Origin of the sequence: Parasphingorhabdus sp., from assembly GCF_049667325.1 — a bacterium.
GTDB lineage: Bacteria > Pseudomonadota > Alphaproteobacteria > Sphingomonadales > Sphingomonadaceae > Parasphingorhabdus.
The window spans coordinates 1-2005 of record NZ_JBATHY010000253.1 but is presented as its reverse complement, the minus strand read 5'-3'; the positions used below and the strand labels follow the sequence as shown (position 1 = coordinate 2005).

Sequence of the window (2005 nt, the reverse complement as noted above, 5' to 3'; positions counted from 1 at the left end):
CGCCCAGTTCAAATCCGGTACTGCCCCCGCAACTGTAAGCGGCTAGCTGATATGCCAAAGGCCACTGGATCTCCGGATCTGGGAAGGCGGCATATACAGCGGCGATCCGCAAGTCAGGAGACCTGCCCCATATCGTCGTTCTTCAGCCGGACGGGGTGTGTCGGGTGAACGGGGTTTTCCCCTGCGTAACGGCAATTGATGTCGTTTACGAAAGGGAATCTAAATGTATAAATTTCAGTACGTTGCCATGCTCATGGCGACTTCTGCTTATTGCAGCGCTGTGCCCGCGCTGGCCGCCGATGATCGAGAGATTATTGTCACCGCTACCGGCATCGCACAGGATATCGAGGAAACCGGTGCCGCCATTTCGGTCATCACAGAAGCGGAAATCCTCGATCAGCAATCGATTGTTATAGCCGAGATTCTGCAGGAGCTGCCTGGTGTCAGCGTCACCCGGAGCGGCGGATTGGGCTCCCAGACCTCGGTCAGGATCAGAGGCGCCGAAAGCGATCAGACATTGGTGCTTATCAATGGCATCCGGGTCAATGATCCGTCGACCCCGGACGGCGGCTTTGATTTCGGCAATTTGACAGCGGGCAATATCGAACGGGTCGAAGTGCTGCGCGGAGCCAATGGCGTTACCTGGGGTAGCCAGGCCGTCGGCGGCGTGGTCAACGTGATCACGAAACGCCCAACCGACGATCCCACCCTCTTCGTTCAGGGCGAATATGGTGCGCGCGACACAATACGCACTGTCAGCAATGCTTCGGGCAAGCTCGGCCCGGTCGGACTGAGCATCGGCGGCGGCTATGTCCGTACCGATGGTATCAGCGCTTTTTCTCGCGGTACCGAGGCGGATGGTTATCGCCAATATTCTGCGTCCGGTCAGGTGATAGTCGATATTTCCGACACGATCCGTTTTGAAGCCAGCGGCTATTATGCCGACAGCCGAATAGATAATGACGATGTCTTCCCGCCATTCAGTGCCGACACTAGTCAATATTCGCTGGCCCAGGAATTTTACGGCAACGCCAGCATTCATGCGGAGGCGTTTGACGGGCAGTTCCAGAACCGCTTTGCATTCAGCATTGCCGACATCAATCGCGACATCATCAGCCCCTTCTTCACATCGCTTCCCCGGGGCAGAACCGAACGATTTGAATATCGGGGCGATTTTGCGGTCAGCGAGCAATTGCGTTTCGTTTTCGGAACGGAAACGGAAGAGAGCCGTTATGAAAATGGCGGGATCAATGCCTTGACCGGCATCGATTCCCTGTTTTTCCAAACGGTGTTCAATCCTGGGGACGGTCTGACCCTAACCGGCGGAGTCCGGCATGATGAACATGACGATTTTGGCGGCAATACAAGCTTGGCGGGCAATTTTGCCTATCGGCTTGGCGAAAACGGCCCGACCATCCGCGCGAGCTACGCAGAGGGATTTAGAGCACCGTCGCTGATCGATCTTGATGATCGCCCGCTTGGCTTCGGTACGCCCGACTTGTTGCCGGAAACAGCGAAATCCTATGAAATAGGCGTCGATCAGTCGTTTATAGAACAGGCTGTCCAGATGTCCGTGACGCTGTTTCAGCGCGATACAAGCAACCAGATCGCCTTCGCAGCCTGTCCGGTAGCGCCTGATCCGGCACCGGCCGTGTGCGCCAGCGGGAGTCGTCCGTTCGGTACGACGCTGAATATCGAGCGCAACCGCACCAGAGGAGCGGAAGCGATCCTGTCGATCAGGCCGGTCGAGCGGTTGCGGATTGCCGCGAACTATACGTATCTCGATGCGGAAAACCGTTCGTCCGGAACCAATTTTGGCAACGAGCTGGCACGGCGACCGGCGAGCAGTCTCTACCTCAATGCCGATTATCAGACCGGTTCCCAATTGAGGCTGGGCGCCGATTTGCAAATGGTCGGCGACAGTTTCGACGATCTCGCCAATAGTCGACGGATCGACGGTTATGTCCTCGCCGGGGTGCGCGCGAGCACGCCCGTGAGCGACAGC

Annotated in this window: 1 protein-coding gene and 1 riboswitch; the gene reads left to right on the top strand. The window is 57.1% G+C overall.

What is annotated here, in order from left to right; genetic code table 11:
* Window positions 1–144: riboswitch (cobalamin riboswitch) on the top strand. This riboswitch is flagged as partial in the annotation.
* Window positions 145–223: 79 nt separating this feature from the next.
* The coding region (locus WBM93_RS11395; protein WP_424431942.1) for a TonB-dependent receptor plug domain-containing protein at window positions 224–2005 on the top strand (1782 nt) is incomplete at its 3' end.